Here is a 23,895-nt window from a genome sequence, read left to right on the forward strand (position 1 = left end):
CCATGTTGCGAGGATGGAAACGCAGAAGGAAGATTGGTTTGCCCGTTATCCCAGTCTGCGTGGCAGGACGGTTCTTGTTACCGGCGGTGGCTCTGGCATTGGGGCTTCGATTGTGGAGCATTTTGCGTATCAGGGGGCCAGGACGGTTTTTCTCGATGTGGCCGAGCAGGCAGCGAAATCCTTGGCAGCTGCGCTGGCAACACGTGTAGAATACGCCCCGGTCTTCCTGCACTGTGATCTCACGAACATCCAGGCCTTGCAGGCGGCAATCAAGAAGGCCGAAGAACTAGTGGGCCCGATCGAGGTCCTGGTCAACAATGCAGCGAATGATGAACGCCACAAGTGGGACGAGGTGACTCCCGCATACTGGGACAGAATGATGGACGTAAATCTCCGGCATCAGTTCTTCACCATGCAGGCAGTAGCGCCGGGCATGAAGTCGCACGGAAAGGGGTCCATGATTAATTTAAGTTCCATATCGTGGATGGTTCCCAGCACGGGCCTGCCCGTATATGTCACGGCGAAAGCAGGCATCGTGGGACTTACGAGGACGATGTCGCGCGAACTCGGTCCTTTCGGAATTCGGGTGAACTGCGTGCTGCCGGGCGCGATTCTCACCGAAAAACAGGTCCGTCTCTGGTGGACCTCGGAATACAGGGAGAAAATCATGACCAGCCAAAGCATCAGGCGTCAACTTATGCCCGCAGATGTGGCCCGGCTTGTCCTTTTCCTGGCCTCGGACGACTCTTCGGCCATCACCGGTCAGAGCCACATTGTAGACGGCGGCTGGGTCTGACCGGTATGGATCTGGCTGGTTTCAGTTGAAGGTCTATTTTTCTGTCCTCTGTGCAAATTCCTCACGCGAAGAGAACTTGCGCACCAGCAGCGGCATGACGAACAGAATCGCAAAGACTGTTGTGAGCATTCCGCCCACCACCACACGGGCCAGAGGCTGTTGCGCCTGTGCTCCGATACCATTGGAGACGGCAGCGGGCAGAAGCCCAAGGCCGGCCGCCATGCACGCCATGACCACCGGACGCATCTCGTCCAGGCAGCCCTTTTCAAGGCCGTGGTCAAAGCCTTCTTCTCTCTGGGCGCGGCGGATTCCGGAAAGAAACACAACGGCTCCCAATGTGGCCACGCCAGTCAGAGACGTAAAACCAACGGCAGCCGAGATGCTGAATGAGGTGCGGGTAAGGAAGAGCGCAAGGATCCCTCCGATGGCCGCGAAGGGCAAAGTCGCCACCACGATGAAGGCATCGCGCCAGGTACGAAACTGGATGTAAAGCAGCACCAGAATCACGCCCAGGCTGACCGGAATGATGTAAGCGAGGCGGCGCTGTTCCTTTTGCAGGCTGTCAAATTCGCCCGCCCAGGTGTAGTTATATCCGCTGGGCAGCTTTACCTTGTCGGCAAGCTGCTGTTTCAGGTCCTGCATCGTGCTGGCCAGGTCACGGCCGCGGACGCTGAATTTAATTGGGATATAGCGTCGTCCGCCTTCGTGATAGATCATAAAAGCGCCATTCCGGATGCTGACATCGGCAATCATTCCAAGCTGCACCTGGCTTCCATCCGGCGTAGGCAAAAGGATCTTGCTGATGGCTTCTGGCGTATCGCGGAACTGCGGAGAGTATCGTACTGCGAAGTCGAAGCGGCGGTCGCCATCAATGATCTGTGTTACCGGAGCACCGCCGACCGCGGCTTGCACCACATTGTTCACATCCTGCGCCTGAAGCCCATATCGCGCTGCCTTGCTGCGATCGATCGAAACCATCAGGCTGGGCTGGCCAGTGACCTTGAAGACGCCGATGTCGGTCACTCCCTGCACATGACTCATCACGTCTTCAATCTGGTTTGCAAGGCGTGTCAGTTCGTCAAAATCATTGCCAAAGAGCTTGAGTGAGTTCTCTCCCTTTACCCCGGACATCGCCTCTTCCACATTGTCCTGGATGTTCTGAGAGAAGTTGAAATCCACCCCCGGATACTGCTCAAAGTCATGCCCGATGGCTGCTATCAGTTTTTCTTTGTCCCCATGAAACTGCGGACGCCACGCATCGGTAGGTTTCAGACTGGCGAGAAATTCAATATTGTTAAAGGTGCTTACGTCTGTTCCATCATCGGGGCGGCCCATCTGAGAAACCACCTGGGTCACTTCAGGATAAGAACGCAGCGTGGCCCGGATCTTGTCAGCCAGCTTTTCTGACTGCTGAAAGGAGATGTCCTGTTGCAGCGTGGCGCGGATCCACAGATTGCCTTCTTCCAGAGCGGGCATAAACTCACCGCCGACAAATTTGAAGAGAACAACGGCTGCAAGCAGTGATCCCAGAGCGACCATCCAGGCTGTCCTGCTGAATTTCAGAGCACGCCTCAGACCATGGTCATAATGCCGACGGAAGAACCCGCTGAGCCATGTTTCCTCCTTGGCATCGATTCTGGCCTCTTTCGGGACTGCAAAGGACCCGAGCACTGGGGCAAACACCAGTGCAAAAATCAGTGCTCCTGTCAGTGCAAAACCGTAGGTAACAGACATCGGGGCGAAGATCTTGCCGGGAACGCCCTGCATGGTAAAGAGCGGAATAAACGCAACAAGGATGATGAGCGTGGCAAAGAGGACCGGCTTGGCCGCATCCTCCACACCTTCCATGATGAGTTCGCCTGCTTCTTCTCCCGGTACCCGGCGTGAAATCTTGCGATAGACGCTCTCCAGCACGACGATCGATGCGTCGACCAGAATGCCGAAGTCAATGGCGCCAATCGAGATCAGGTTTGCCGAGTGGTCGGTGAGCACCATCATGGCGAAAGAAAAGAGCACCGCAAAGGGGATGGTGATGGCGGCAATCGCCGTGATGCGAAGGTCCCCCAGCATACTCAGGAGCACCAGGGTCACCAAAATCAATCCCGTGATGATGACGTGACGGACGGTCCTGGTTGTCGTGTTGATGAGGTTCGTTCGGTCGTAGATGGTCTGGATCTTCATGCCCGGAGGCAGAAGGTTCCCCGTATTCAGCTCCTTGATCTTTTCCCGCAGCCCGGCCAATGCTGGAAGGGACTTTTCCCCTTTCTGGAGAAGAACAATGCCTTCTACGATGTCCGGCTGTTCGTCAAAGCCAACCTTGCCGAGGCGGGGCTGGTGCCCCTCCTCCACATTGGCAACATCTTTTAACAGGACGGGCACTCCGTTTCGTTCGGCGATGACGATGTTCTCCATATCGGCAATGGAGTGCAGCAGTCCTATGCCGCGCACGTTGACGCTCTGGCTGCCTAGGGTGAGGTAATTGCCGCCGGCATTCGCATTGCTGTTCTGGATGGCGTTGAGGACCTGGGTCATCGTCACGCCGTAAGCCAGCAGTTTGTTCGGGTCGACTTCCGCCTGGTATTGGCGAGTCGTGCCGCCAAACGTGGCCACGTCAATGATGCCCGGCACCTGCTTGATTTCGCGCACCACAAACCAGTCCTGTACGGCCTTTAGCTCATTGAGCGTATAACCAGGGCCTGTAAGCTGATAGCGATAAATCTCGCCAATGGGCGACTCGGGTGAAAGCTGGGGCTGCAGGTTGTTCGGCAGGTTTACAGATTGCAGCCGGTTTAGCGCCTCCTGGCGGTCTGTAAAGTAATCGCTGTCAAAGGTGAAATAGAGTTTTACATCGCTCAGGCCGAAAATGCTGATGGAGCGTATCTGTTCAAGATGCGGCGTGCCATTCAGTCCTGCTTCAATAGGAATGGTGACCTGCTGCTCCATTTCTTCCGCAGACCAAGACGGGTTCTGCGTAATAAACTCGACCATGGGCGGCGAAGGGTCCGGGTAGGCCTCAATATCGAGATGCAGAAACGCGATCGTTCCACCTGCCAGCGAGGTAATGAAGACGATAAGGACGATGTTGCGGTAACGCAGTAGAGTCCGGATAAGCCCCTGCATCTTATTGCACTCCCGCTTCGCGCAGAAGTTCTGCGCCTGTGCTTACCACCATTTCGCCGTCTTGCAGGCCATGGGTTACTTCCACATCGTTCTGGTGCGTCTCGCCCAGTTCCACATCGCGCCGGGCATACTTGTGGTCTGGCGTGGCCACAAAGACATAGTTCTTTACCCCATCACGGATGACCGCCGTTGAGGGGACTACGATGGCTTCGCGTTTCAGGTTAGCAACGGAAATCGTTGCATACATCTGCGGTTTGTATTTGTGCCCCGGATTGGACAGCACGACCCGTACCTTCAAGGTAAGAGTTGTGGGGTCTACTGAATCGGAAATGTTGTCAATCACTCCGGTGCGCACCTCTCCCGGATATCCATTGACGCGCACTTCCACAGGCTGGCCACGGCGCACCGCATCCACGTCGCGCGGATAAAGATCGCCGACCACCCAGATCGAATCAATGTTGGCAATGGTTGCGATGGCCGTGGCATTGTCCAGCGAACGCTGCATCTCTCCCGGAGCAGTGTCCACATCCAGCACAACGCCGCTGATCGGCGAGCGCAGCGGAAGGTCTGACGAGGTGTCATTTTCTGAAAAGCCAAGGTTATGCAGGGCTTGCCGTGTGCGCTCCAGCTCAGCATGGTCGGCATCATCCAGCGCCTTCATATCGTCATAGTCCTTCTGTGCCAGCACTTCGTGTTGGAGCAGCTCTTTGGCCCGTTGCAATTGCAGGTCGGCCCGGGCAGCTTCAATCCTGGCCTTTTCATAGTCGGAGCGCGCCTGCGCTGCGTCGCTGCTCTGGATGGTTCCGATTGGCTGACCTTTGCTGACTTCCTGCCCGGGCAGTACTTTCAGGCTCAGAATGCGTCCACTCACCGGCGGATACACATGCACTACATTGGTCGGGTTTGCCATCAGGCGGGCCGGCAGGTCCAGCCGGTCCGTGACCTGCTCCATATGGACCGTCACCGTGTTGACGACATCTTTGCTCGGAGCAGGCGCAGGTCCCTGGGCCTCATCGGGATGCCTGCAGCCGGCAAGCGAAAGCGAGCAGAACAGCAAAAAGCAGATATTCTTTTTCATGGAACAATCTCCGTAGCGGCGGCAAAGCTGAGTTGGTGCACGGCAAGCCACACCTGCACATTGGCATTCAATGCATCCAGGTGGACCTGCCGGTAGTCGCGCAGTGCATCCAGATAATCGAGCAAAGTGGCGCCTCCATGGCGGTAGCTGTATTCCAGGTTGTCGCGTACTCGCTCGGATTCCTGCACATAATGGCCGTTGTAACGCTGCGCTACATGCAAGGCCGCCTCATATGCGGCCCATGCCTGGTCCACATCGTTGATGACCTGGTTCCGCGCCGCAACCTCAGCAAAGCGGCTGGACTGTGCCTCATAGCGCGTGCGCTGCTTTTCTCCCTGATTTCGGTCGAAAATGCGCAGCGGAATACTCACCTGAAATCCGGCGCTGTTATAGGTGCCGGACCTTTCATATTCACCCCCCAGCGTTGGGTCAGTCGTTGCCATGGCATCCGCAAGTTTCACATTGGCATCGGCCAGGTGTACGGACTGTTCCGCCGCCAGGTAATCTGGCCTGGACTGGAGCGCCTCCTGTTCAATCTGGGAGAGCGGCACAGTGATGGCCGGCGGGTCCAGCGTACCCGTGATGTCGAAGGTATCGGTGGGCTTGTCTGCTCCCAGCAGTAGCTGGAGCTGGTCGCTCGCCTGGGTCAGATTGAGGCGGGCATTGTCATCATCGGCTTCAAACTCGGCCAGTTGTAAATCAATACGGTCAAAATCCGTTGCGCTGATGTCGCCTGCCTGCAGGCGCGCCCGGCTCAGCTCGACCGTTTTGCGATAGCTGTCCAGATTGTCTTCAGCAATTTTGTAGGCTGCTTTGGCTGCCAGCATCTGCGTAAAGGCCTGCTTGACGGCAAGAATGGTCTGCCGCTCCGCGTCCCGGTACTGGCTTTGGGTCACCTCGGTCGTGGAGCGGGCCACGTCCAGCCGCCAGCGCCTCTTCTCGCCGCGCTCAAAAAGGCGGCTGACGTTTGCTGCATAGGAGTACGGACTGGCTGGATTACTCGCCGGCAGGCTCACGTCAGCGCCAGAAAGGGTAAAGCTAGGGTTCTGCCGCAGGCCGGCGGTAATTTCGCTGGCTTTGGTTGCCATCACATGCTGCTGTCCGGAAAGCAGAGTCGGATTTTTGGTGCGCGCAATGTCAATCGCCTGCTGTAAGGTCAAAGGCGCCGTCGGAGTCTGTGCCATCAGCAGCGTAGTCCATAGAAAAATCGCACTGCTGCCTAGAGATCGTTTCATGCATACACCTGTTTGCCTGGATCGAATGCAACTTTCGTGAAGCTGAGGGAAGAAAGGTATCAGTAAGAGATAAGGAAATCAGAAAGAGGACGGCGGAGGACGGTTGGCCATCTCGCGCAGGTTTCCATCAAGCGGCCGTGCCTCGGCATCGACTGGCCTGAGCCACGCCAAAATTCGTTGATGGGGAAAAGTATGGAGGTCCTGAAGCTGGATCAGCAGCAGGGCAAATTCCGCTGGCTGGTCGTGCATCGGCAGAATCTCTGTCCGTCTGCCCGTGTGCTCGATCTCAGACGATACCATCATCGCCTGCAAGTCGTCGGAGAGAGAAACAACCGGCAGCAAGACCAGGATAAGCATGCCCAGCGCGACACACTGAACGCGCAGACTAGGCATCCTGCACGAAGGGTGGCGTTTGCGGCTTCCCTTCAGCCACAGGAGCAGCAGCGCCATGGAGATGGCCATCCACGCCAGATTGAAAAAGATTTCCACGCGGCTAGCGTCATTCTACCTGAAGCTGTCCCTGCCTGCTGCAAATCCACCGGGAAGTAAAGTGTGCGACCTTCCCGCAAATCCGCATATCGGAGAAGGTATGTCGCAGGACGAAGACCACAAAAAAGTGAAGGCCCCCGGACTTCAGGGGCCTTCGTACAGTAGAGTCAACCCTGTGCGGTAGGGGATTAGTACATATCACCCATTCCGCCGCCGTGTCCGGCAGGAGCCGGAGTCTTCGGCTCAGGGATCTCCGAGACCATGGCCTCTGTGGTCAGCATCAGTCCCGCAATGGAGGCCGCATTCTGCAGAGCAGTGCGGGTCACCTTGGTCGGGTCAATGACGCCGGCCTTGACCAGGTCTTCGTAAACACCGGTTCCAGCGTTGTAGCCGAAGTTCGGGTCTTTGTTTTCGCTGATTTTGCCTACCACTACAGCGCCTTCTTCGCCAGCGTTGCCAACAATCTGGCGCAGCGGCTCCTCAATGGCGCGGCGAACGATCTGGGCGCCGATCTTCTCATCGCCTTCGAGCTTCGCAATCAGCTCATCGACGTCCTTTGCGCAGCGGACCAGTGCGACACCGCCGCCCGGAACAATGCCCTCTTCCACGGCAGCGCGGGTAGCGTGCATCGCGTCCTCCACGCGGGCCTTTTTCTCCTTCATCTCGGTCTCAGTGGCTGCACCGACCTTGATGACGGCAACGCCGCCGACCAGCTTCGCAAGCCGCTCCTGGAGCTTCTCGCGGTCATAGTCTGAGGTCGTCTTCTCAATCTGGCTGCGGATTTCCTTCACACGGCCTTCGATTGCCTTGGAATCTCCGCGGCCTTCGACGATCGTGGTGTTGTCCTTGTCAATCGTGACGCGCTTGGCGCGGCCAAGGTCCTCAATCTTGATGTTCTCAAGCTTGATCCCCAGGTCTTCGGTGATGGCTTTGCCACCAGTCAGGATGGCAATGTCACCCAACATGGCCTTGCGGCGGTCGCCAAAGCCGGGGGCCTTCACGGCGGCCACATTCAGCGTCCCACGCAGTTTGTTCACCACCAGGGTCGCCAGCGCCTCGCCTTCCACATCCTCGGCAATAATCACGAGCGGCTTGCCGTTGCGGGCAACCTGCTCCAGAAGAGGCAGAAGGTCCTTCATCGAGCTGATCTTTTTCTCATAGATCAGAATGTAAGGATCTTCGAGGACGGCCTCCATGCGGTCCGGGTCGGTGACGAAGTAGGGGCTGAGGTAGCCGCGGTCAAACTGCATACCTTCGACCACTTCAAGCTGGGTCTCCATCGTCTTCGACTCTTCCACGGTGATGACGCCGTCTTTGCCGACCTTCTTCATGGCCTCGGCGATGATGGTGCCAATCGTGGCATCGCTGTTGGCCGAGATGGTGCCCACCTGGGCAATCATGTCTCCGGAAACCGGCTTGGAGAGCTTGGAGAGCGCGCCGCCCGTAACGTTGCCATTCTCATCGCGCTTGCCGACAATGGCTTCCACAGCTTTATCAATGCCGCGCTTCAGCGCCATCGGGTTTGCTCCGGCCGCAACCGTTTTTACGCCCTCGCGATAAATGGCCTGGGCCAGTACGGTCGCCGTAGTGGTGCCGTCACCGGCAACATCGGAGGTCTTGGATGCAACCTCGCGGACCATCTGCGCGCCCATGTTTTCGAGGGGGTCCTTCAGCTCGATTTCCTTGGCCACGGTCACGCCGTCTTTGGTGATGGTCGGCGAACCAAATTTCTTTTCGATGACGACGTTGCGGCCCTTCGGACCGAGCGTCACCTTGACTGCGTCGGCCAGAGTGTTCACGCCGCGCAGAATCGCCTGACGCGAATCTTCTCCATGCAGGATCTGCTTTGCCATTTTTCAATTCTCCTTACAACTGGGAGCTGAGGCTCCGTTGAATTCACACATGTCGGGTCCAGGGGTGCGATGAAAACCGCCTCCTCCTGAACAGGGCATTCCTACTTCTTGAGGATGCCGAGGACTTCGTCCTCACGCATGATCAGGAACTCCTCACCGTCAATCTTGATCTCGGTGCCGGAGTATTTGCCGAAGAGAACGCGGTCGCCTGGTTTTACATCCAGCGGGAAGAGCTTCCCTTCTTCGTTCTGCTTGCCCTTGCCCACAGCGATGACCTCGCCTTCCTGGGGCTTTTCTTTCGCTGTGTCCGGGATGATGATGCCGCCCCTTACGGTCTCGGACTCTTCCACGCGCCGGACCAGGATGCGGTCATGCAGCGGAGTAAAGGTCGTGGCTACGCTAGCTGTTGCTGTTGCCATTGCGGTGCTTCTCCTTTGCGCGAGGTTCGAATGCTCGCGGTTTTTTGAATGCTGAAATGACGTAATTCTTGAGAGTGGGCGATGTGCTGGCTGAAGTTTTAGCACTATCACTCTCCGACTGCTAATGTAGAGAAGGAGCCGGTTGTTTGTCAAGGCGGCTTGATTAAAATATGAGTCAATTTCGCTCACATAATCTTCAAAAAGACGGCTGCCGCCCTGCTTGCCGATCACAACGCCACCTCCCATGCACCTCCCATGTCCGACCATAGGGGTGACTTCCGCGTGATTTTCGTAACATCGGCTCGTGATTTCTATTGATTTTTGGATAAAAAATTCTTAAAATAAGAGAGTTTTGTGACTTCCCGGCGGGTCTGCTGGTAGCACGCTGTTCCTGCCTTCGCCGGAGATTCTGCACGTCACCTTACTTGCTAGGGGTAAAAATTAGAAATGGCAAAACGTCGTGGCAATCCAAACTGGGGCAAACCAGAGCCCATCGGTCCGGTTGTGCCTACTGTGACTTCCTTCGAACAGATTGTGAAGGAATACAAGCTCACTCCAGACCAGTATGTTCGCTCGACTCGCCTGCGCGAGTGGGCGCGCCGCAACCGCAACTCGAAGTATATTCCTGAGGCGCTCCTGGAAGCCTGGGGTTTTGAGATCGAGTCTTCCTTGTAAGTCTGGAACCCAAAATATCTGGAAACGCCGCCCAACTGGGGCGGCGTTTCTCATTTCTGCCTGGGTTTCTTTTGCAGATTCAAAGCATACTCCATGGCCCAAATGGCCCCGGGACGCATATACATGCTTGCCCGGTACATGCCATCTTCATCGTAGGCCTCTGGCGTGCGGAAAAAGTATCCCCGGTCGCGCCACACCACATCGTATACTCCCTGGGCGGTTTTGAAGGCCTCGTCCCTCATACCTTCTGTAATCATGTGGGAGGCAAGGCCAAAGGTCGTGCCCGTCCAAACTTCGCTGACCTGAGGATTACTCTTCAGCATCTCGCCATTTGCGCCAATCCCATTCACTGCTCCCATCTGTCCATTCCCGAAGAGCATGACGTTGTAGTTATACACACGTCTTAGCGCAGAGAGCCGCATCTTTTTGGGCACCAGGTCGCCCAGCCCCGTCAGGTTGGCGTACCATTGCCCGGCGAGCTGTTCTGCCATGATGTCGGTGTGATATTCACTGTTGGTGTCGTAGTTGAAATAAGTTCCGTTCCAGAGTTTCTTGATGTAGGCCGTCTGGGCCTTCTTAAACATTGCGTTGTATTGGGCTGCGCTTCCGGGGTCTCCTACTCTCTGCGCAATCTCGGCGGTCGCGCGCAGAGCGGCCAGATAGAGTCCGCCGCTATAGGCGCTTTCGCCGTTGGCAATCCAGTCGTCATAGGTCTGGTCCGGGAAGCCACCATTTTCAATCAGACCATCCCCGTCCTTGTCGTATTGCTGCAGGTGCTCCATGGCCTGCTGGATGGAACTCCATGCATACTGCAGCAAGGCCAGGTCCTTGCTGCCGGTCAGCACATAATCGCGCCAGAGCAGCAGCACGTACTTGCTGTTCAGGTCCCTCCAATTGGAAACGTCCTGGTAGTTGTATTGGTTGACGTTCACAAAAGGATCTTCCTGTGGCGCCCCAAGATCATGCGGGGCCGCTCCAGCGGTCTTTCGTTCCATGGTGACAAATTTGTGCTCATGTTGCGCCTTCCATGCCCATAGGTACTTTTGCGGATTGCTTTCAGCGATCGTATCGGTGTATTCCCGCATGACCTGTTTCTCAATCTCCGGCCAGAACAGGATCAGAGGAAAAGACCCGTAGAACCGGACATCGAGTGTGCCATAAAACACGTAATCAAAGCACTCAAGAAAGCTGAAAGTGTCTTCATCTTTGGTGGCCGTGTGTGCCGGATTTCCGATGCCATCCAGTTCATGGGCCCAGACCGTCCCTCCGTCGGCGAGGATATACATTTCGTTGAAAAGTTCGCCGCGGTACCAGAGCGGTGTGGATTCGTCTTCCACATAGGGTTTTTGCCAGGCGTCAATGGCACGGCTCCAGTTTTCATCTTCGGCGAGGGCGGTTTTGGCAATCTGCCAGGCATGCGTGCCCTCTGCGCCAAAGAACTTGGTGTAATGCCGCACCCATTTCCGGCCTCCGCCAAACTGGACCAAGGGAAGGTCCCAGGCCACAGCCATCGGTACGATCTTTTTCTCCCCGGGAGCAAGCGTAAAGCGGACCGCAATGGCCCCGGCAATCTCTTCGCCGCTCGATGCCACGTCCGGAGCTGCATTTGGGAGGCGTCCGTCTTCTGAAAAAGGCCGCCAGACCTCGGCCCCCGGACTCTGCGGGTAAAAGGTGGTCAGATAGGTCACTTCCATGTCGGGAGTGGTTTTTGCTGCAATGGCAAATTGTCCGTCCCACTCGTCGCGTACCGCCCCGCTGCGGATACGGTCAAAAACGATGCCTTCCACCGAACCCCCGGAGACATCTTCTGAGACATAGCGGTTTTTGTCTTGGTTGCTGAGTGCTCCGCTGAAGCCACCGGATACATCGCGGAACCAGCCCACCATGTTGGTCCAGGAAAAGAGCAGAGAGACAGTGACCGGCTTTTCCGAAGGGTTCTCGGCATACCAGTTGTAGAGGGCCACCGGATAACTGGATTCCTTGTAGTTGTTGGGAAGCAAGGGGGAAAACTGCTCGACGGTCAGCTGGATGCCCAGCTCTTTCGGATCATAGGTAAACCATGATTTCGGGTAGAGGGCTGCATATTCTCCCGCTCCAGCCGGATAGGACCAGTTCCAGGAGGAAAGCTCTCCGTGAAGCGGCTTCCCGGTAGAGAGGACGATGGCTTTTCCCGTCTCGCCTTCTGGTTGGACAAAGACAGCAAACTGGTCTGCCGGCACATTTTCGTATTTATGGACCCCGGCTTTCACGTGCCATCGCTCGAAGTTGCCGCGATAACTACGGGAAAAGGTCCCGGCACCAAAGCCGCCCACTGGGGCCCCCTGCCAGTAACCGTCGTCAATCAGTGTGGGCAATGAGGGCTTTCTTCCACCGGGATTGGGAGGCGGCACACCGATGCCAATTTTCCAAGCGGCCTTTGGGACATGATCGTCTGCCTGCAAAGACAAACAGGTGACCAGGGCAAAAAATATCGTCCAGATAAAACGTTTGACTGACATGGTTCTGCTGTTTCCGATGCCGCCATCTTACAGGTTGTTTCCATGCCGGAGCCAGCCTGTGCACGGGCGCATGTGGATTAGGTGTCTCATATCGGGGCCGCAGCACGCAAGCTAATGAGAGAATTGTTTACGAATGCTGTTCCGTTTTGTGACATTTGCAATCTGTTGCACATTCGTTGCCGGCTGCGGCTATCACACCCCGCAATCGGCCGCGCACCTCCCTTCCTCAGTCCATACTCTGGCTGTCCCCACGTTCGCCAATCATACGCAGTCCTTTCACACGGAAATTGCGTTTACGAACGCAGTGGTTCGGGAATGGACCAGCCGCACCTCATACCGCGTGCTGGCCACGGACAAGCCAGACGCCGGGGATGCGATTCTGGAGGGCGCCATTAACGATTTTCAGGTTGTTCCCCTCACTTATAATATTCAGACGGGCCAGTCATCCAGCTACCTGATTACCATCCGCGCCAGCGTAAAGCTCCTGGACCGCAACAAGCGCGTCCTCTATCAAAACAACCATTACACCTTTCGCCAGCAGTACCAGACCACGCAGGACCTGGTCAGTTTTATCCAGGAAGACCCCGCCGCCATCCAGCGTCTTGCGCGGGACTTTGCGCAGTCTCTGGTCTCGGATATTCTGGAGTCCTTCTGACATGGGTGCAGGCTTCGCTTCCACGGACCGCTTTCTCGCCGAAGTACGGAGCAACAAACTCCGCGCTGGATATGTGCTGATTGGCGATGAAATCTTCCTTTATGAGCGCTGTCGCCGCGCCGTGCTGAAGGCCTTTGTTCCGCCAGAGTTACGCGATTTCTGCCTCTCAGAGATAGACCTCGGCGAGACGACGGTCTTTGCTGCTCTTGACCGCGCACAGACCCCCTCACTGATGGCCCCCTTTCAGGTGCTTTTTGTCCGTAACCTGAAGCAGCTCTACACGAGGGGGGCAAAAAAAGAGGAGTTTGCCGCGTTGGACGCCTATTTTCGCTCCCCCAATCCTCAGGCGGTACTCCTTTTTGTGGCCGACCACATCCGCATCCCCTCGGACCCGCGCCGCATGGACATGGAAGACAAAAATCGATACGAGCGTATTCGAGAAACGCTGGGAGAGCATTGCGGCATGGTCGAATTGGCGCGGGTGGATGAGGCCGATGCCCTGCGCTGGCTCTTGTCAGAAGCCGCAAGCCAGCAGATCCATCTGGAACAGGACGCGGCCCGCGAACTGGTAGACGCGCTTGGTGCGGACATGATGCTGATTGCCAATGAGTTTGAGAAGCTCGCGTTATATGTAGGTCTGAAAAAGCAGATCACGCTGGGTGACGTGGAGACCATGGTGCTTGCCGCCAAGCAGCGGTCCCTTTACGAGTTGACCGATGCTATTTCCGCCAAGGACAAAAACCGGGCGTTGGCGTTGCTTGAAGGGTTGCTGAATGCATCCGATGGAGGGGAAGAATCAGCGATTGGGCATCTTTATATGCTGGCGCGGACCTTCCGTCAGATGCTGGTCATTCTGGAAAAGAACGTCCGCGACCCGCGCGCCATCTGGCAGGCCCTGTGGCAGGGCTTCCGCATTCCGCCCTTTGCGGCGGAAGAACTTATCCGGCAGGCCCGCCGCTACAAATCCAAACGCGAACTGACTCGCGCCCTGCGCCTGATAGCCCGGGCGGATCTGGAGCTGCGCTCTCAGCCTCCAGACAAGAAGCTGGTGCTGGAAAGGCTGGTGATGGACCTGGCAAGTGCGTCGAAGGAGGCCTCTCCTGATGCGGCCTCCATCCAGTACGCCATGGACTTCTGAAGTGTTCAGTGTCCCATCGCCTCGCCTGGAGGCTTCCTCATCGCAGGTGGTTTGCGCATGATGAAGGGCAGCGGAACCAGACAGGCAATGATGATACTGAGTCCCCAGAAGGCATTCACGTAGCTGAGCATGGACGACTGCTGGACCAGCATCTGATAGGCGTGTCCCAAGGCAGCCTGTGTGGCCTGGTCGGAATTTTGCCCCAGTCGCATCAGGGACTGTTTTGTCGTTTCCAGGAAATCCAGATAGCGCGGGCTGCCCGCGACTACATTGGCCCCCAACGCCGACTGGTGCACCTGCTGCGTCCGCTGGAGAAATGTCGTCAGCAGCGCCGTGCCCACGCTTCCGCCCAGGTTCCTCGCGAAGTTGGAGAAGCTCGAAATCTGGTTGTTCTTATTGAACGGTACTCCAACATAGTTCAATGTGCTGATGGGAATGAACACAAAGGCAAGCCCGCTCACTTGAAACATACGCCACAAAATGATCGTGCCAAAGCTGGTTTCAAGGTCCAGTCGCGTAAGGTTGTAAAGCCCTAGGGCCGTAATGGCGTAACCGATGGAGACAAGCAGGCGGGCGTCCATTTTGCTGACCAGTCGTCCGGCAATCGGCATCATGACCATCATGACGAGCGCTGCCGGGGAGAGTGCCATCCCGGCCAGCTCGGCCGTATAGCCCATCAGCACCTGCAGAAACTGCGGAATCAGTACCGTAGTTCCAAAAAGCACCATTCCCAGGATGAACTGCAAAAAGATTGCGGTGCCGAAGTTACGGACCTTCAGCAGTTTCAGATCGACAACCGGGTCTTCATGGTTCCATTCCCAGACGGCAAACGTGATCAGCGCACAGAGAGCAATGATGAAGAAAACCGTGATTTTCGTATCGCCAAACCAGTCCTTTTCCTGGCCCTTGTCAAGAACGAACTCCAGGCAACCGACTCCCAGGCAGATGAGGCCGAGTCCGACCGAATCCACTTTTCTGATTTTCTTTTGTTCTTCCTTAAGATACGGCGGATCTTCCACCATGCGCTGGCTCAGAAAAAGGGAAAGGGCGCCGAAGGGGATATTGATAAAGAAGATCCAGTGCCAATTGAAGTTGTCGGTGATCCATCCTCCCAGGGTCGGGCCGATGGCCGGCGCCACCACGACAGCCATCCCATAAACGGCAAAGGCCTGTCCCCGTTTGCTGACCGGAAAGGTGTCTGCCAGAATGGCCTGCTCGCTGGGAGCGAGTCCTCCACCTCCTGCGCCCTGCAGGACCCGGGCCAGAATCAGCATCGGGAGCGACTGGGCAATACCGCACAGGAAGGAACAGATCGTAAACAGCAGCACGCAGGCCATGTAAAAGCGCTTGCGTCCAAAGCGTGTGGCCAGCCAGCCAGAGATGGGCAGCACCACGGCACTCGAAACCAGATAACTGGTAAGCACCCATGTCGCCTCCTCCTGGCTTGCACCCAGCGAACCAGCCATGTGCGGCAGCGCCACATTGGCAATGGAGGTGTCGAGCACCTCCATAAAAGTGGCAATCGTAACGGTGAGTGCTACCAGCCAGGGGTTATGCTTCGGCTTCCAGTTGTGATAGTCAATCTGGTGGTCAGACACGCAGGAACCGCCATCTCCTCATGGAATGAATGCTCTTGGAGATTACACATAGACTAACAGGAGCCACCCTTGCCCCGTCTATGGCTGCGGGCCAAAGCAAAAGTCTGAAGGCCCGGACTCCCCGGGCCTTCGTCACTCCGCACTTTCCCTCCAGTTATGTCGTCGGACGCGGCTGGACCGCGATGAACTGGGCAGGAACATAAGTCGTTGAGCTGCACAGGTTGGTTCGCGTGCAGGAGGGCAATTGGGGATTGATCGTCTGCCCGGTGTCAGCCGGGGAGGACGTGGAGGTGTCCACAAAATGCACCAGGTTGTCGCCGGAGGTGCTCACGAAGAACGTCGAGCCGTCCGGACTGAAGGCCCCCGCAATCGGGGCCTGCGCTCCGCTTGCCAGCTGGATCTTCTGGACAGTTCCGGCCGATCCCGGAGTGCTCGGGATCTCATAAGCCGGTAGAATCCCGCTGGCATTGCTTGCGCTGTAGGTCACAAAAGCCAGCGAGGAATCCTGAGAGGGTACGATGCCCGTGATTTCGGTGGGAGTAATACCCAGCGCTGCCTGCATCCATGTTGTGTTGAACTTCAGCGGTGCACCGGTAGTGGCATCCGGACACGCTCCCGTCGGCGGGCCGGGCGGTACTGAAGCGCTTCCCGATGCAGGGAACTGGATGTCTGTGATCTGCCCGGTGGAGGCCGCCGCGCCCAATACATGACTACCGTTATACGTGGAAGCCAGGTGGTCTGTGGCCGCAGCTACATTGTCTGCCGGCGGATAATAAGGCGCCTGTCCGTCCGTCGTATTTTTGTTGTAGCAGAAACTCCGCGCCGTGGTGGCGGAAACCCCTGTCATATAAAAGCCCACGCTTGGAACTGTTACGGCAACATCCGGTGAACAGAAAGGGTCATAGCTTCCGCTGCCGTTGTTATTGTTCAGATTGCAATTGCCTCCCTGGCCGGAGGAAAGCGTGTAAGTGTGCCATCCGGTCTGGGTGTTGTAAATGTAAAGGTTGTTCGGCCCTACCAGGTACAGGTTCTTTCCATCTGGAGAATATTTGGCCTTGGTCGCCAGACCCTGCGTGCTGGTAAAGGAGCTGCCGCTGCTGCTGTATTTATACAGATAAATGATCTGGTTGATCTGGTCGTTGATGACCACCGTTGAGCTGTCGGGAGAAACAGCCAGCACGACGCCAGGAACATTGGGATCTTCTTTTGTCAGCGAGCTGGTTGTAGCGCTGACAATCATCAGTTCGTGATAACTGCCGAAGTACAGGTTTTGTCCATTCTGGTCCAGGACCATGGAGTTCGGGATGTAAGGCAGCTTCACCGGGGCTGGCGTTCCTGTGGCCACCAGGTCGACGGGGGTGAAGTATTGTGACTGCGAAGAAGCCAGCCAGAGTTTTGAACTGCTTCGTCCCGGGGTTTTCACAAACACAGGATTGCTCGTGACCGGCAGGCCTGTGCCAAGCTGGCCAATGATGTTAATGGGTGCCGGGTTGCAGGTTCCGGGCTGGCAGATGGCCGTGACCGTTGCCGTAGCCGGATAGCTGGGGGTAATTCCGCCTGCGCTGCTTACGCTGATGTCTTTGGGCTGTGTCGAGGCGAAATCCAGGGAAAGCCCTCCGATGGTCGCACCGGTTGTGTCCGTGATGGTTGTGCTGAGCGTCGGAACAGAGCTGGCGCTGACGCTCACAGGAGTGGGGTATCCCGTGGACCCATTCAGCGCGAGGGAGATGTTTTTGGGCGGGCAGGTGAAGAAGTATCCGGCTGCCGAGGTCACGCTCGAAAGCGTCGCGTTGATGACGGTTGATCCGGGCAGGTGCGCTGTGGCCACGCCGTTGACCGTGCCTGCGGCGGAAGTGTCGCTGATGTTGGTAATCGAGACGATCGTCGAATCCACCGGAGTGTAAGTGACGGTCCCCACGTAACTGGAGTTGATTGGGTTGCCCTCACTGTCGTAAACCACAGTGCTGCTCGTCAGCGGCTCAGCCAGAGTGTTGTTCTGCGAAACGCAGGAGGTCTGTGATCCGATCGTGATAGCAGAAATCGGTGGGTGGACATAGACGTAGACCGGGTTGCTGGTCACAGCGGACGCGCTGGCAGTCACCTGGGCCACTCCCGGTTGTGTCGCCGGCGTGCAGATGGTGAAGTCCGGAATACCAGAGGGACTGTGGCGGTTCCAGGTGCCGGCGCAAAGCTGGCCTGTGCTCGGATTGATGTCCACAAGGTTGAGATTTGTGGACCCATAAACATAGTGGGCAACACTGACCGTCCCGCCGTTGCAGTTATATCCGGTCGGAGAGTTTACCTGACCAATCTGTCCGTAGGAGAGCGAAATGCCAGTCGTGGCCGGTCCCAGGATGATATGGTCCAGGTCCGTGACCTTCTCACCGTATCCGTGTCCATTCTTGACGCAATAGTTGTTGGGATTCGTGCCACCACAGCCTGCAATGGAGATGCCGACAGGAACAGAAAAGACGATGACTGCAATCAGGGCGAAAAACCGCTGCATGAAACCTCCCCGTCTGTATATGGACTTGCCAGCCAGACGGTTGTCACTGCCGGAAGCTGACGCCTCCGGCAGCCCTCTTATGAAAGATAAAATCCTGAAGTTTGAGTGTAAAAGCTGGCAGGAAGATGAGCAAGCGGCAGAATCATGAAGAAGCAAGAGGCAATACCATCCGTACCACCGTGCCCTGGGCGATCCGGCTGCGTACCCGGAGCCAACCCCGGTGCCGGTCCACGATCTCTTTTGAGATCCAAAGCCCTAGTCCTGTGCCTACGTCTTTCTTGGTTGTAAAGAACGGCTCAAAGATTTTCTTCAGTACCTCCCGCGTCATGCCCTGGCCGCTGTCGGCGACCAGGACGGACACGCCATCTTCGCGGCTTCCGTTCCTGAAAAAAGCATTCTGCTTTACCCGGATCCGAATCTCCCCGCCAGGTTTTGAGGCATCGGCCGAATTCATAATCAGGTTCGAAAGCACTTGCCGGATCTCGCCTGGAACTCCATTGATTTGAACGGGTTGCAGCTTCAAGGTGACGGAAAGGCCGCGGTTCCTCAAGTGGGGCGTTAAGATCGAGACCACCTGCTCCACCTCGGCCGCCAGGTCAAACTGCTGCGGCGAGAGAGGCGCGCGATAAAAATTCAGGGTCTGACGCGCAATATGGGCCACGCGCTGCAATTCCTGGTCTGCCCCGCTCAGCAGTTGTGCCAGCTCTCCGGTGGCCTGGCTCCGGGCAAGAAAAACCAGATTCGTCAACGCTTCCAGTGGATTATTAATTTCATGCGCTATCGTTGCCGCCAGTCTCCCCGCTGCTGCCAGCTTTTCGGTGCGCCGCAGCAGTTCTTCACTGCGCTTCTGGGTTGTCAGATCGGCCAGAAATACCGCCATCTGATAGTCTTCCGTCCGTCCATGCGGGTTCAGGACCGTGATGCCTGCGAGCACCTCAACCGTGGACCCGTCTTTTTTCGTGCAGGTGGTTTCAAACAGTTCGCGCTGCAGCGTGTGTTGCTGCAGGCCGGCGTGGGCCTTGCTGAGTGGCGGACAGATCGTCTGCAGTGTGCGCTTTTCTGATGCTAGGAGACCTGCCTCAAATCCCAGCATGTGCTCGGCCGCCTCATTGGCATAGAGGACCTGTCCCTGGACGTCACAAAGGAACAGTCCCATCGGCATGGCCTCTACCAGCCGGTCAAACCGCTGTTTGCTGGTGCGCAGGGCCTCTTCCATGGCCCGCTGAGAGCGGCGTGTTGCCGCTTCACAGATCTCGCGCTGGATGGCAGGCACCAGTCTGGCGAGGTTCTGTTTGCTCACATAATCATTTGCGCCAGCACGCATGGCCTCCACCGCCGTCTCTTCTGAGATGACGCCGGACATCATGATGAAGGGGATGTCCTGGTCCAGAGAACGCAGCAGTTTCAGGGCCTCCGGGCCGCTGAAGCTGGGAAGCTTGTAGTCTGCTAAGACGATGTCCGGCGGAGAAGACTGGCGCAGCAGCTCTTCCATCTCCTGTGCCGTGTCTACCCTCCGCAACCTTACGCTCAGGCCCTCTCGCTTCAGATGCCTTTCGAGAAGGAAAGCATCATCCGGGTTGTCCTCGACCAGCAGAATTGAAATGGGTCTCTGGTTTAACTCAGTGGCGGACATTCGTTCAGCACCAACCAATACATTCCCAGCTGCTGGGTCGCCTGGGCAAAATCTGCAAAATTTACGGGTTTGCGGATGTAACTGTTCACGCCGAGCTGATAGCTGCGCACTACGTCCCGCTCTTCATCCGAGGAGGTCAGCACGACCACTGGAAGCATGCGTGTTGTGTCGCTTTCTCGGATCCGCCGGAGGACCTCCAGACCGTCTACCTTCGGCAGTTTCAGATCAAGCAGCACGACCTGCGGACGGACAGCGTCCTCTCCGAGCAGGACCTCGATGGCCTCTTCTCCATCGCGGGCCACCCGGATTTCGTTGGCAATATTGGCCTTCTTCAGGGCGCGGATCGTCAACAACTCATGATCGGGGTCATCTTCAACAAGCAGAATGGTTCGCATATTTGATGGCATAACGATTGTTTACCTGTTCGTCCGGGAATTGGGCAGATAGCACTCAGGATAAGCTAAACCAGAAGGTCGCGCCACGGCCCACCTCCCCATGCGCGCGCATGTGTCCGTGATGGCGGCGGATGACGCGGGCGACCGTAGCCAGTCCAATACCGGAGCCTTTAAAGTCCTTGTCGCCATGAAGGCGGTTAAAGGCGCCAAAGAGACGGTCTGCATATTGCATGTCAAAACCGGCGCCATTGTCGCGGACAAACCAGGCTTGTTCCTGCTCGTCCCATCCGAACCGGATCTCTGCCACCGGGATCTTCGATGTAAATTTAACGGCATTGTCAAAAAGGTTCTCCAGGGCCACACGTACCAGTCGCGGATCTCCCTCGGCGGTCTTGCCTTCTTCGATGAAGAAATGTATCTCCCGGTTTGGATGCGCCTGCTGGAGGGTCTCAGCAATGGAATTTGCCATGGCGCTGATATCAAAGGGCTCGCGTACCAGCTCTGCGCGGGTCACCCGGGAAAGCTGGAGCAGGGCATCAATCAACTGGCCCATCCGCTGGACGCCCGTGCGTACGCGCCGGATATAGTCCCGCCCCACGTCGTCCACGATTCCGGCATAGTCTTCTTCGAGCGCCAGGCTAAACCCATCGATGGTGCGCAGAGGAGCGCGCAGGTCATGGGAGACTGAGTAGCTGAACGCTTCCAGCTCGCGGTTGATGGTCTCTAGTTCGGCCGTACGGATTCTTACCCGCTCCTCCAGCGTCTCGTTCAGGCGCTGGATTTCCTCCGCCCGCTGCTCGCTCTCGCGGCGCGCCAGCGCTGCTTCCTCTGCCGCTGCTTCCGTCTGGATGCGCAGGTCCCGCTCCCGCGCAATATAACGGTACAGTACGAGGGCCAGCAGAAGGTCCAGCAGGGAGGTGAAAGCAAAGCTCAGCCGCGCGCTCAGGATCGACCGTTGCCCCGAGGAAAGACGGTTGGCCAGCAAATGCTCTTCCTCGGCCAGCATGGCTTCAGAAAGCCGTCGAAACTTCCCCATGACCCTGGAGTCTGAAGCCAGAAAACTCTGTACTTCTTTCTCGCTGAGAGGGTGCGATTGGCGGGCAGAGATCATCGCCCCATAGGCCGCATTCATCTCATCGACAATGCCGCGCATCGCGGCCACATTTTGCTGCTGGACTGGGTTGTCGGCGGTAAATTCCTCGACCGTGGCCATCCCGTCAGGCAGGTCTTCCAGTGCGGAATGATAGGTTTGTACATAGCGCTGGTCTCCAGAAAGCAGGTATCCGCGCACGGATGTCTGCACTTCATTCGCATCGGCCGAAAGTTTCTCCACCTGGCTGATGACCTGCCGCGTGTGCTGGATCCATGACTGGCTCCGCACGACGACGTTCATCGAATAAAAGGCGATCCACGTGTTAAAGGCGATGATTGCAATGGCGGTAAATCCAATCGCGGGCGCTAAAACTCGGTTGGTCGGTTTTTTCTTCATGCGTAGGTTTCATTGTAGGGGTATGGAGATGCAGAAAAAACGGGTGACGGACACGCATCACGTCACCCGCATGTTGTGCTACAGACTTACTTGGCTGCGGCAGCCGCGTTAATAAATGACAGTCCTTTGGGTATGCCCAGCCCAGTCACGTTGTCCCATCCCTGGGTGACCATCAGGGAGGTGTCTGTGCCAAAGCTCAGATCCACGATTTCTCCGGTCCCCTCCAGGTTCCACGCGGCACTGTAATACTGCGTGGTTGCATAGAGCGGCGCCAGAAGGGAGTCGGAAGAGTAGTAGGTGGCTCCCTGCGAATTAAAGATGATTCCCGCAACGTTTGTGGGGCTTGCGACGGGAACGATGTCCTGGATCGCCGACGAGGGCAGATGGTAGAGAAGAGGCGCCGCTTGTCCCAGCGACTTGCCCGCCTTCTGCTCTGCTATGGCCCAGATGGCGGAAAAGATAGGACAGGCAAGACTGGTACCGCCAATTCCGGCCTGCGCCTGTCCATTTTCTACAAACACCACACCGGTATAAGGATCGGCCAGCGCAGAGATGTCCGGTTCCTGCCGCCCTGTTCCGGAGAAAGACTTCTGCCACCAGGGTTTGCTGATGAAAGTGCTTTCGCCTCCGCCTGCTCCTCCTAAAAAGCCGTAAATCAGAGGCGGATCAAAAACGCTGTCCAGTGCCGCGGAGAGGATCGCGGCATTGTTTCCCCACCCGACTTCCGCGCCAGTCGTGCTTCCGTTGGGAATGCCGATGCTGGTGCCTCCGATGGCTGTCACGTATTCTGAGGTGGCCGGATACGACTGTCCACCCCCGCTCGGCGATCCGGTGCCTTCATCGCCCCCATCGCCGCTTGAAAAATTCACGGCAATTCCGGCAGCTGCCGCCGCTTTCAGGACCTGCTCAAACCCTGCAACGGTATGTGCACCGAAAAGCGCTTCAGGATACCCATAGCTGTTGGAAATGATGTTGCCCAGCTTGTGCGTCCGTGCATAGTCAATTCCATATTCGAGTTCCTCCCAGTCCTGCGTAGGCATGATTTCAATGATGATGTTTGCCTCAGGAGCGATGGAGTGCACCCATTCCACGTCCAGCGAAGCCTCACCCTGCCAGTTCTCGTACAACAGGGCCAGTTGCGTCGGCTTGCCGTCCGGATACACCACCTTAAAGTTCGATGAGGTGATCGCCGGCAGGCCGCTGAGCTGCGAGAACATCTTCAGGTCGCTGGTCAGCAGATTTCCGTCTGTCGGGCCGTCCACGATAACGATGGTTTGACCTTTGCCGGTGAGGCCGGCTTTGTAGGCGGCAGTGAGTCCGTAGTGCTGTTGCAGCTGCGATGGCGTCCAGCTGCAAATCAACCCATTCTGGGCGTACAGGTTGCCATAATACTGGCCCACGGGCAGGGACGCCCCCTTCGTCGTGAGCGTAATGGGAGCAGGATTTTGGAAGCAGTTGTTGGTGGCAATTGCAGCAAAGCCTCCCGTGCTGGCTTGTAAGGCTGCCATTCGTCTGGCTGGGAGCGTCCTTGCATTTCCCGTTCTGGGGTCGGTCTGAAATTTCACAAAAGGCCGCATGGGAAAGCCTGTCAGCCCGGTAATGCCCTCAATCAGGGCGCCAGCCGGACCTTGCAGCTGCGCCGAAGTCATATTGGCATGAAAGACCTGTCCCTGCCGCTCCAGCTCGTGGATCTGTGTGTGAAATGCACTCTCCACGCTCGATGCAGGGCCATGCACGCGAATGGAAAGATTGTCCGGACTGATGGAGAGAATGGACAACCCCTGGGCCTTTAATTCTTTGGTCACAGTTTCCACATCTGCCGCAGAGGGGCCGTACTTTGCAATGTCGCTGTTGCTCAGCCATTGATGATAAGTGGGAGAGCCAGGCGTGTAGAGTCCCCGTAGCACTTGATCAAATGCGCCCTGGTTGCGCATCTTCAAATGCACGGTAAAAGTCAGAGGTTGTGTCGGTTGGACAGGGCCATGGTCGGAAGAAACGCGGACCACCTGTGGACGTTCGATGACGGCTTGTGAGTGGATCACTGGAGCAGACAGAACGGCGCTGCCAGCCAGCAGCACCCACGTGGGGAGGTGTGCTTTCTGCAACATAATGAGGTTCATCTCCTGTGTAGATAGGGGACAGGCAATTACGTCTGCAAACGTGCATCGCCAGACGCAGGAAGAACAGGAAGAACGATTTTCGGAACCTTGAGAATCGGCAGAAGGCCGGAAAGTACGACAACGAGAGACGTTGAAATTTCGTTTCTATCTCATTACAGCAGTGTGTATCACTCTGGCATAGCTATCGACAGGTCGTCA

Annotated in this window: 17 protein-coding genes; 4 read left to right on the forward strand and 13 right to left on the reverse strand. The window is 56.8% G+C overall.

The window, feature by feature from the left end; genetic code table 11:
- Positions 1 to 13: 13 nt before the first annotated feature.
- A complete protein-coding gene (locus N655_RS0108945; protein ID WP_026442701.1) occupies positions 14 to 796 on the forward strand; it encodes an SDR family NAD(P)-dependent oxidoreductase in 783 nt (260 codons plus the stop codon).
- 33 nt (positions 797 to 829) lie between these two features.
- On the opposite strand, the gene N655_RS0108950 is transcribed toward N655_RS0108945, so the two are convergent.
- The 6 genes from N655_RS0108950 to N655_RS0108975 form a co-directional block, all read right to left on the reverse strand.
- On the reverse strand, positions 830 to 3,916 hold the full coding sequence (locus N655_RS0108950; protein ID WP_026442702.1) for a CusA/CzcA family heavy metal efflux RND transporter: 3,087 nt from the start codon (positions 3,914 to 3,916) through the stop codon (positions 830 to 832).
- Between the two features lies 1 nt (position 3,917).
- Entirely contained in the window at positions 3,918 to 4,994 is a 1,077-nt protein-coding gene (locus N655_RS0108955) for an efflux RND transporter periplasmic adaptor subunit (protein WP_044934324.1), read from the reverse strand.
- Positions 4,991 to 6,229 (reverse strand): TolC family protein, encoded by a 1,239-nt coding sequence (locus tag N655_RS0108960; RefSeq protein WP_044934326.1) that lies wholly within the window; start codon positions 6,227 to 6,229, stop codon positions 4,991 to 4,993. Before N655_RS0108960 ends, N655_RS0108955 begins: the two co-directional genes overlap by 4 nt.
- Positions 6,230 to 6,307: 78 nt before the next feature.
- Positions 6,308 to 6,679, reverse strand: a complete 372-nt coding sequence (locus N655_RS0108965; protein WP_238324616.1) for a hypothetical protein — start codon at positions 6,677 to 6,679, stop codon at positions 6,308 to 6,310.
- Positions 6,680 to 6,906: 227 nt separating this feature from the next.
- Positions 6,907 to 8,571, reverse strand: a complete 1,665-nt coding sequence (groL, locus tag N655_RS0108970) for a chaperonin GroEL (RefSeq protein WP_026442706.1) — start codon at positions 8,569 to 8,571, stop codon at positions 6,907 to 6,909.
- 101 nt (positions 8,572 to 8,672) lie between these two features.
- Positions 8,673 to 8,990: a co-chaperone GroES gene (locus N655_RS0108975; RefSeq protein ID WP_026442707.1), complete on the reverse strand. Its 318-nt coding sequence runs from the start codon at positions 8,988 to 8,990 to the stop codon at positions 8,673 to 8,675.
- Between the two features lie 447 nt (positions 8,991 to 9,437).
- On the opposite strand from N655_RS0108975, the gene N655_RS0108980 reads away from it, so the two are divergent.
- Positions 9,438 to 9,665, forward strand: a complete 228-nt coding sequence (locus N655_RS0108980) for a hypothetical protein (RefSeq protein WP_026442708.1) — start codon at positions 9,438 to 9,440, stop codon at positions 9,663 to 9,665.
- 50 nt (positions 9,666 to 9,715) lie between these two features.
- Here N655_RS0108980 and N655_RS18190 read toward each other — a convergent pair whose 3' ends face one another.
- A complete protein-coding gene (locus N655_RS18190) occupies positions 9,716 to 12,163 on the reverse strand; it encodes a GH116 family glycosyl hydrolase (RefSeq protein ID WP_049961352.1) in 2,448 nt (815 codons plus the stop codon).
- A 133-nt stretch (positions 12,164 to 12,296) separates the two neighbouring features.
- Between N655_RS18190 and lptE the strand changes: the two genes are divergently transcribed.
- Positions 12,297 to 12,818: an LPS assembly lipoprotein LptE gene (gene lptE / locus N655_RS0108990; protein ID WP_044934327.1), complete on the forward strand. Its 522-nt coding sequence runs from the start codon at positions 12,297 to 12,299 to the stop codon at positions 12,816 to 12,818.
- 1 nt (position 12,819) lies between these two features.
- Positions 12,820 to 13,956, forward strand: coding sequence for a DNA polymerase III subunit delta (gene holA, locus N655_RS0108995; RefSeq protein ID WP_026442710.1), 1,137 nt, complete (start codon positions 12,820 to 12,822; stop codon positions 13,954 to 13,956).
- Positions 13,957 to 13,961: 5 nt separating this feature from the next.
- Here the strand turns inward: holA and N655_RS0109000 are convergent, their stop codons facing one another.
- The 6 genes from N655_RS0109000 to N655_RS0109030 form a co-directional block, all read right to left on the reverse strand.
- The gene (locus N655_RS0109000) at positions 13,962 to 15,554 is read right to left on the reverse strand and encodes a DHA2 family efflux MFS transporter permease subunit (protein ID WP_026442711.1); all 1,593 of its coding nucleotides are present in this window, start codon (positions 15,552 to 15,554) and stop codon (positions 13,962 to 13,964) included.
- A 154-nt stretch (positions 15,555 to 15,708) separates the two neighbouring features.
- Entirely contained in the window at positions 15,709 to 18,060 is a 2,352-nt protein-coding gene (locus N655_RS0109005) for a hypothetical protein (RefSeq protein WP_026442712.1), read from the reverse strand.
- A gap of 142 nt (positions 18,061 to 18,202) precedes the next feature.
- Positions 18,203 to 19,693 carry a hybrid sensor histidine kinase/response regulator gene (locus N655_RS0109015; protein WP_026442713.1) on the reverse strand — a complete coding sequence of 497 codons (1,491 nt, stop codon included), beginning with the start codon at positions 19,691 to 19,693 and terminating at the stop codon, positions 18,203 to 18,205.
- Positions 19,675 to 20,088, reverse strand: coding sequence for a response regulator (locus tag N655_RS0109020; RefSeq protein ID WP_238324617.1), 414 nt, complete (start codon positions 20,086 to 20,088; stop codon positions 19,675 to 19,677). Before N655_RS0109020 ends, N655_RS0109015 begins: the two co-directional genes overlap by 19 nt.
- A 55-nt stretch (positions 20,089 to 20,143) precedes the next feature.
- Positions 20,144 to 21,577, reverse strand: a complete 1,434-nt coding sequence (locus tag N655_RS0109025; protein ID WP_026442715.1) for a sensor histidine kinase — start codon at positions 21,575 to 21,577, stop codon at positions 20,144 to 20,146.
- A gap of 86 nt (positions 21,578 to 21,663) precedes the next feature.
- A complete protein-coding gene (locus N655_RS0109030) occupies positions 21,664 to 23,685 on the reverse strand; it encodes a S53 family peptidase (RefSeq protein ID WP_162173532.1) in 2,022 nt (673 codons plus the stop codon).
- Positions 23,686 to 23,895 lie beyond the last annotated feature (210 nt).

The sequence above is a fragment of the Pseudacidobacterium ailaaui genome (genome assembly GCF_000688455.1).
GTDB classification, from domain to species: Bacteria; Acidobacteriota; Terriglobia; order Terriglobales; family Acidobacteriaceae; genus Pseudacidobacterium; species Pseudacidobacterium ailaaui.

Excerpts from the sequence above, each read along its gene's own strand:
- N655_RS0108945 (WP_026442701.1), top strand. The coding sequence starts at position 14 with ATGGAAACGCAGAAGGAAGATTGGTTTGCCCGTTATCCCAGTCTGCGT.
- N655_RS0108950 (WP_026442702.1), bottom strand. The coding sequence starts at position 3,916 with ATGCAGGGGCTTATCCGGACTCTACTGCGTTACCGCAACATCGTCCTT.
- N655_RS0108955 (WP_044934324.1), bottom strand. The coding sequence starts at position 4,994 with ATGAAAAAGAATATCTGCTTTTTGCTGTTCTGCTCGCTTTCGCTTGCC.
- N655_RS0108960 (WP_044934326.1), bottom strand. The coding sequence starts at position 6,229 with ATGAAACGATCTCTAGGCAGCAGTGCGATTTTTCTATGGACTACGCTG.
- N655_RS0108965 (WP_238324616.1), bottom strand. The coding sequence starts at position 6,679 with ATGGCGCTGCTGCTCCTGTGGCTGAAGGGAAGCCGCAAACGCCACCCT.
- groL (WP_026442706.1), bottom strand. The coding sequence starts at position 8,571 with ATGGCAAAGCAGATCCTGCATGGAGAAGATTCGCGTCAGGCGATTCTG.
- N655_RS0108975 (WP_026442707.1), bottom strand. The coding sequence starts at position 8,990 with ATGGCAACAGCAACAGCTAGCGTAGCCACGACCTTTACTCCGCTGCAT.
- N655_RS0108980 (WP_026442708.1), top strand. The coding sequence starts at position 9,438 with ATGGCAAAACGTCGTGGCAATCCAAACTGGGGCAAACCAGAGCCCATC.
- N655_RS18190 (WP_049961352.1), bottom strand. The coding sequence starts at position 12,163 with ATGTCAGTCAAACGTTTTATCTGGACGATATTTTTTGCCCTGGTCACC.
- lptE (WP_044934327.1), top strand. The coding sequence starts at position 12,297 with ATGCTGTTCCGTTTTGTGACATTTGCAATCTGTTGCACATTCGTTGCC.
- holA (WP_026442710.1), top strand. The coding sequence starts at position 12,820 with ATGGGTGCAGGCTTCGCTTCCACGGACCGCTTTCTCGCCGAAGTACGG.
- N655_RS0109005 (WP_026442712.1), bottom strand. The coding sequence starts at position 18,060 with ATGCAGCGGTTTTTCGCCCTGATTGCAGTCATCGTCTTTTCTGTTCCT.
- N655_RS0109015 (WP_026442713.1), bottom strand. The coding sequence starts at position 19,693 with ATGTCCGCCACTGAGTTAAACCAGAGACCCATTTCAATTCTGCTGGTC.
- N655_RS0109020 (WP_238324617.1), bottom strand. The coding sequence starts at position 20,088 with ATGCGAACCATTCTGCTTGTTGAAGATGACCCCGATCATGAGTTGTTG.
- N655_RS0109025 (WP_026442715.1), bottom strand. The coding sequence starts at position 21,577 with ATGAAGAAAAAACCGACCAACCGAGTTTTAGCGCCCGCGATTGGATTT.
- N655_RS0109030 (WP_162173532.1), bottom strand. The coding sequence starts at position 23,685 with ATGTTGCAGAAAGCACACCTCCCCACGTGGGTGCTGCTGGCTGGCAGC.